7 protein-coding genes are annotated in these 6,150 nt (G+C 69.7%); 1 reads left to right on the top strand and 6 read right to left on the bottom strand.

Features of this window, described 5'->3' with window-relative positions; all coding sequences use genetic code 11:
- Nucleotides 1-231: 231 nt before the first annotated feature.
- The gene (locus ACY34M_RS15525) at nucleotides 232-738 is read right to left on the bottom strand and encodes a flavin reductase family protein (protein WP_462718228.1); all 507 of its coding nucleotides are present in this window, start codon (nucleotides 736-738) and stop codon (nucleotides 232-234) included.
- Between the two features lie 208 nt (nucleotides 739-946).
- The gene (locus ACY34M_RS15520; RefSeq protein ID WP_462718227.1) at nucleotides 947-1,267 is read right to left on the bottom strand and encodes a TlpA family protein disulfide reductase; all 321 of its coding nucleotides are present in this window, start codon (nucleotides 1,265-1,267) and stop codon (nucleotides 947-949) included.
- A gap of 186 nt (nucleotides 1,268-1,453) precedes the next feature.
- Here ACY34M_RS15520 and ACY34M_RS15515 point away from each other — a divergent pair, with 186 nt between their 5' ends.
- A complete protein-coding gene (locus tag ACY34M_RS15515; RefSeq protein WP_462718226.1) occupies nucleotides 1,454-2,179 on the top strand; it encodes a lysophospholipid acyltransferase family protein in 726 nt (241 codons plus the stop codon).
- Between the two features lies 1 nt (nucleotide 2,180).
- On the opposite strand, the gene ACY34M_RS15510 is transcribed toward ACY34M_RS15515, so the two are convergent.
- The 4 genes from ACY34M_RS15510 to ACY34M_RS15495 all read right to left on the bottom strand — a co-directional run bounded on the left by ACY34M_RS15510 (nucleotide 2,181) and on the right by ACY34M_RS15495 (nucleotide 6,126).
- Nucleotides 2,181-2,780, bottom strand: a complete 600-nt coding sequence (locus ACY34M_RS15510) for a transglutaminase domain-containing protein (RefSeq protein WP_462718225.1) — start codon at nucleotides 2,778-2,780, stop codon at nucleotides 2,181-2,183.
- A 78-nt stretch (nucleotides 2,781-2,858) separates the two neighbouring features.
- Nucleotides 2,859-3,929 (bottom strand): threonine aldolase family protein, encoded by a 1,071-nt coding sequence (locus ACY34M_RS15505; protein WP_462718224.1) that lies wholly within the window; start codon nucleotides 3,927-3,929, stop codon nucleotides 2,859-2,861.
- Nucleotides 3,926-4,687 carry an SDR family NAD(P)-dependent oxidoreductase gene (locus ACY34M_RS15500; RefSeq protein ID WP_462718223.1) on the bottom strand — a complete coding sequence of 254 codons (762 nt, stop codon included), beginning with the start codon at nucleotides 4,685-4,687 and terminating at the stop codon, nucleotides 3,926-3,928. Before ACY34M_RS15500 ends, ACY34M_RS15505 begins: the two co-directional genes overlap by 4 nt.
- A gap of 29 nt (nucleotides 4,688-4,716) precedes the next feature.
- Complete coding sequence (locus ACY34M_RS15495; protein ID WP_462718222.1) at nucleotides 4,717-6,126, bottom strand: DUF6421 family protein; 1,410 nt, start codon at nucleotides 6,124-6,126, stop codon at nucleotides 4,717-4,719.
- Nucleotides 6,127-6,150 lie beyond the last annotated feature (24 nt).

Here is a 6,150-nt window from a genome sequence, read left to right as displayed (position 1 = left end):
TTAACTGGGCGGCTGTATTGCTGCCAGCTGTACTGGCCCACGCCTGCTGTACTGCTCGGCTGAAACGCCCTCTCGCAGGCAGCATATGCGCCTTGTGCGGACTCTTCCGGTCGGGGCGGCCCGCGCTCCGAAGAAAAGGTTACTCGCCAGTACACCCGGCTTATGCCCACTAAGCAAGCGCTTTGAACTGTGACCTTCCCAACGCTCTGTAATCACGCGACCCAGGAACTCTCAGTCGCGCAGCCCGTTGAAGCGGCCCTGGTGGTACAGCAGCGGGCGGCCGGCGCCCGCCGGGTCGCCGTGGAGCGCCTCCGCGAGCACGATCTGGTGGTCCCCCGCGGGAACCCGCGCGATGACCTTGCAGACCAGCCAGGCGAGCACGCCGTCGAGGATCGGTACGCCCTCCGGGCCCTCGAACCAGCGGGTGGGCGCGCCGAAGCGGTCGGCGCCGCTCTTCGCGAACGTCGCGGCGAGGTCGGCCTGGTGCTCGCCGAGTATGTGCACGCCGACGTGCTCGGCCTCGGCGACGGTCGGCCAGCTCGACGAGCCGAGGCCGATACCGAACGAGATCACCGGGGGCCGTGCGGAGACTGAGGTGAGGGAGGTGGCGGTGAAGCCGACCGGGGCCGCACCGGGCGCGGTGACCACCGCCACTCCCGCCGCGTGCTGTCGGAAGACGGAGCGGAACAGATCGGGGGTGACTGCCTGGGCGGTGCGCAGATCGGGTGTGGCCGTCATGGAGTTGTCCTTCTGGCAGGAGGGTTCGAGCGGGGGTCCGTGGCTGCGTCAGACACGCGGACAGCGGGCGCTCGAACAGCGAGCCAGGTCCACGTGGACCCGCTCGACGAGAAGGAGTTCCGGAGGCATAAGGTCACCCTGACGATACGTGGCGCGTGCAGTCAAGTGCGTTCCGTCATCTGGGAGATGCGTCACGCCCCCCCGCGTCTCAGACGGCTTCGCCCAGCGCGGCGATCACGTCCGCCTTGCGCGGCTGGCCCGCCGCCCGGCGCACCTCGCGGCCGCGCGCGTCCAGGACGAGCACGGTCGGGGTCTTGAGGACCCCGGCGTCGCGCACGAGGTCGAGCCGGGCCTCGGCGTCGATCTCCACATGCGAGACGCCCGGCACCATCGCGGCGACCTCGTCGAGGACCCGGCGGGTGGCCCGGCAGGGGGCACAGAACGCGCTGGAGAACTGCACGAGCGTGGCCCGGTCCCCCAGCTCCTCGCCCAACTGCGCGGCGTCCCACGTCCGTTCACCGACCGACACCCTGCTCCTCCTTTGCTCCGCACCCTTGTGTGCAGCGATTTCCGGCCGTTCGCGTATTCCCGGCACGTGACAAGGATCTCGTACGACCACGGAACCAGGACTGGCCACCCGGCCGTTGATGGGGCACGATCTGCGCAAGCCGGAAAACCTACGGCCGCGTAACTTACTGAAGGGCCAACCCCCTCCATGGCAGAGCTCGTCTACCCTCCGGTCATCGGCGCCGCCCGCACGATGTTCAAGGCGCTCGACCTGAAGATCGACTGCAAGGGCTCGGAGAACATTCCGCGTACCGGCGGAGCAGTCCTGGTCAGCAACCACATCAGCTACCTGGACTTCATCTTCGACGGCCTGGCGGCCCTGCCGCAGAAGCGTCTCGTCCGCTTCATGGCCAAGGAGTCGGTCTTCCGGCACAAGATCTCCGGCCCGCTCATGCGCGGCATGAAGCACATCCCCGTGGACCGCTCCCAGGGTGAGCACGCGTACCAGCACGCGCTGCGGTCGCTGCGCTCCGGCGAGATCATCGGCGTCTTCCCGGAGGCGACGATCTCGGAGTCGTTCACGCTCAAGAGCTTCAAGACGGGTGCCGTGCGCCTGGCCCAGGAGGCCGGAGTGCCGATGATCCCGATGGCACTGTGGGGCACGCAGCGGCTGTGGACCAAGGGGCGCCCGCGCAACTTCAAGCGCCAGCACATCCCGATCACGGTCCGCGTCGGCGAGGCCATGGAGGCGCCGAGCGACCAGTACGCGGGAGCGATCACGCGCCGCCTGCGGACCCGCATGCAGGAGCTGCTGGAGGCCGCACAGCGCGCCTACCCGGTCCGCCCCAAGGGGCCCGACGACACGTGGTGGATGCCGGCGCACCTCGGCGGCACGGCCCCGACCCCCGAAGAGGTCAAGGCCGCCGAGGCCTGAGTCACGCCGGGAGCGCGTCCGGAAGGTGCTCCCACAAGTACGGACGGTCCGGCGCGCCGCGCAGCGCGTCGAGCACCGCCGGGTGCGGCGCGTCGTGGAGCGCCGGGTAGTCCACCTCCCCCGCCGCCGCGTCGGGGACCCACGCCAGCCGCTCACCCTCCAGCGAGAACTGGGCGTCGACGCCCGGCTTGTTCCCCCGGCAGTCCTGCCGGTGCCACGCGCCGCGCAGCCGCACCGCCACCAGGCCGTGCACGCACCAGCCCGCACCCACGTCGTGCGTCAGCCGCTGATAGCAGAGCGCCGTCGGGATGTCCTCGGCGCGCAGCAGCGCGGCCAGCGCGTGCGCCTTCGCGTGGCAGATCCCGGTGCCCTTCTCCAGGACGTCCGACGCCCGCCAGGTGACGCGGAGATCCCCGCTGTCGGCGGAGTGCGGGACGGTGTCCCGCACGTACTCATAGGCGGCTTGAGCGTATGCATATGAATCGGTGACGTCCCGCGCGAGGCGCGCCGACGTCTCGCGCACGAGCGGATGATGATGGTCGATGACGTCGTCGGCCGCCAGATAGCTGGACAAATCAGGGTTCTGCTGGATCAGCTGCATGGCACGCGAGCATAGAAACGCGGCCGACCACCCGTCAATGGATTTACGGTCGACCGCATACCTATGCGTTTTCGGTGGCTACCGCGCCATCTCCTCCTTGAGGGCCGCCACGAAGGAGTCGACGTCCTCCTCGCGCGTGTCGAAGGCGCACATCCAGCGCACATCGCCGGCCGCCTCGTCCCAGAAGTAGAAGCGGTACTTCTTCATCAGACGTTCGGAGACGTCGTGCGGGAGGCGGGCGAAGACGCCGTTGGCCTGCACCGGGTAGAGGATCTCGACGCCGTCGACGGCGCGGGCGCCCTCGGCGAGGCGCTGGGCCATCTCGTTCGCGTGCCGGGCGTTGCGCAGCCACAGGTCCTTGGCGAACAGCGCCTCCAACTGCACCGAGATGAAGCGCATCTTGGAGTGCAGCTGCATGGACAGCTTGCGCAGGTGCTTCATGTGGCGCACCGCGTCCTGGTTGAGGACGACGACGGCCTCGCCGAACAGCGCGCCGTTCTTGGTGCCGCCGAGCGACAGGATGTCGACGCCGACCGCGTTCGTGAACGTCCGCATGGGGACGTCCAGGGACGCGGCGGCGTTGGATATCCGGGAGCCGTCGAGGTGCACGGTCATGCCGCGCTCGTGGGCGTGCTCGCAGATCGCGCGGATCTCGTCGGGCGTGTAGAGCGTGCCGAGTTCGGTGGACTGCGTGATCGAGACGACCTGCGGCATCGCCCGGTGCTCGTCGTCCCAGCCGTAGGCCTGCTGGTCGATCAGCTCGGGGGTGAGCTTACCGTCCGGGGTCGGCACGGTGAGCAGCTTCAGGCCGCCCATCCGCTCCGGGGCGCCGCCCTCGTCCACGTGGATGTGGGCGGACTCGGCGCAGATCACCGCGCCCCAGCGGTCGGTGACCGCCTGGAGCGCGACGACGTTGGCGCCCGTGCCGTTGAACACCGGGAACGCCTCGGCGGTCGGGCCGAAGTGGCTGCGGATGATCGCCTGGAGATGGTCCGTGTACTCGTCCCCGCCGTACGCGACCTGGTGCCCGCCGTTGGCGAGGGCGAGCGCCGCCATCACCTCGGGGTGGCCCCCGGCGTAGTTGTCGCTCGCGAACCCCTGGTTCTCGGGGTCGTGATGCCGGTGGGCATCGGTCTTCGGCGGATTCACGGCTTCTCGGTCAGCCACAGACGGGTCCCGTTCAGTTCGGCGGCGGGCCGCTCCCAGACGCCGGTGATGGCCTCGGCCAGCTCCGTGACGTCCGTGAAGCCCGCGAACTTCGCGTTGGGGCGTTCGGCGCGCATCGCGTCGTGCACCAGCGCCTTGACCACCAGGATCGCAGCCGCCTGCCGCGGTCCCGCCTCGCCCCCCGCCTTGCGGAAGGCGTCGCCGAGCGCGAGCGTCCACGCCTCGGCGGCCGCCTTGGAGGCGGCGTACGCCGCGTTGCCCGCGGTGGGCTTGGAGGCGCCGGCGGCGCTGATGAGCAGGTAGCGACCGCGGTCGCTGCGGGACAGTCCGTCGTGGAACGCGAGGGACGTGTGCTGCACCGTGCGGATCAGGAGCTTTTCGAGCAGGTCCCAGTCGGCGAGGTCGGTGTCGGCGAAGGTCGCGCCGCCGCGCCAGCCGCCCACCAGGTGCACGAGGCCGTCGACGCGGCCGAAGTCCTTCTCGATGCGGCCCGCCCAGTCGCGGGTGGCGTGCAGGTCGAGCAGGTCGACGTTGTCGCCGATGACGGTGGCGCCGCCGTGCGCGTAGCGCGCCTCGTCGACGGCCGCCACCAGGCGCTCGGCGTCGGCGTCGGCCCCGATGACGGTGGCGCCGGCCTCCGCGAGCCGCTTGAGGGTGGCCTTTCCGGCGGGGCCCGCGGCTCCGGCGACCGCGATCACCGCACCGTCCAGCGTGTCCCCGGTCCCGTTGGCGTCGGTCATGACAGTCGCCTCCTGCTGTTCGCGATGGCTCACGCGGCCACCTGCTCGGCACGCTCCGCGGTGATCCCCTTCGTAGAAGCGATCACAGTCTTCAGCTTCTTCGAAAGCGCCTCATAAAACATGCTGAGCGGAAACTCGTCGGGAAGCACCTCGTCCACGAGTTTGCGCGGCGGCAGGGACGTGTCCAGGGCGTCAGGGCCCTTCGCCCAGCGGGAGCCGGGGTGCGGCGACAGGTACGTGGACACCAGGTCGTACGCGGCGAACCAGTGCACCAGCTTCGGGCGGTCGATGCCGTCCCGGTACAGCTGCTCGATCTCGCCGCACAGCTGGTTGGTCACCTCGGGGGCGCGCTTCCAGTCGATGTGCAGCTTGTTGTCGGTCCAGCGGACCACGTCGTGCTTGTGCAGGTACGCGAAGAGGAGCTGGCCGCCCAGACCGTCGTAGTTCTTGACGCGGTCGCCGGTGACCGGGAAGCGGAACATCCGGTCGAAGAGGACGGCGTACTGCACGTCGCGCGCCTGCGGGACGCCTTCGGCCTCCAGCTTCACGGCCTCCTTGAAGGCGGTGAGGTCGCAGCGCAGCTCTTCGAGGCCGTACATCCAGAACGGCTGCCGCTGCTTGATCATGAACGGGTCGAAGGGCAGGTCGCCGTGGCTGTGGGTGCGGTCGTGGACCATGTCCCACAGTACGAACGCCTGCTGGCAGCGCTCCTGGTCGGCGACCATCGCCTCGATGTCCGCGGGCAGTTCGACCCCGAGGATGTCGACGGCGGCCTCGGTGACGCGGCGGAAGCGGGCCGCCTCGCGGTCGCAGAAGATGCCGCCCCAGGAGAAGCGCTCGGGCGCCTCGCGCACGGCGATCGTCTCCGGGAACAGCACCGCCGAGTTCGTGTCGTAGCCGGAGGTGAAGCCCTCGAAGGTAATGCCGCAGAACAGCGGGTTGTCGTACCGGGTCGCCTCCAGCTCGGCGAGCCAGTCCGGCCAGACCATGCGCAGGACGACGGCTTCCAGATTGCGGTCCGGGTTGCCGTTCTGCGTGTACATCGGGAAGACCACCAGGTGCTGGAGGCCGTCCCGGCGCTGCGCGGCGGGCTGGAAGGCGAGCAGCGAGTCCAGGAAGTCCGGGACCCGGAAGCCCTCCTCGGCCCAGCGGCGCAGGTCGTGCACGAGCGCCTCGTGGTACGCGGCGTCGTGCGGCAGCAGCGGGGCGAGCTCCTCGACCGCGGATATGACCCGGTTCAGGATCCGCTCGGCGTCGGCCTTCGCGGGGGCACCTTCGGCCTCGAAGTCGATCGAGCCGTCCTTGCCCTGCAGGGGCCTGAACTCCTCCACGGCGTCCTTGAGCAAGGGCCAGGCCGGGTGTTCCACCACCCTGGGTCCGACCACCTGGACCGGAGAATCCGTCCCCTCCGCGCCAGCCTGCACAAGAATTTCCGTCATGTCCCAACCTCCACGGGAGAACCT

This window comes from Streptomyces sp. EDA2-14, assembly GCF_054963755.1.
Note: the sequence above shows the minus strand (reverse complement) of the source record. Positions and strands in the feature narration are given on the sequence as shown.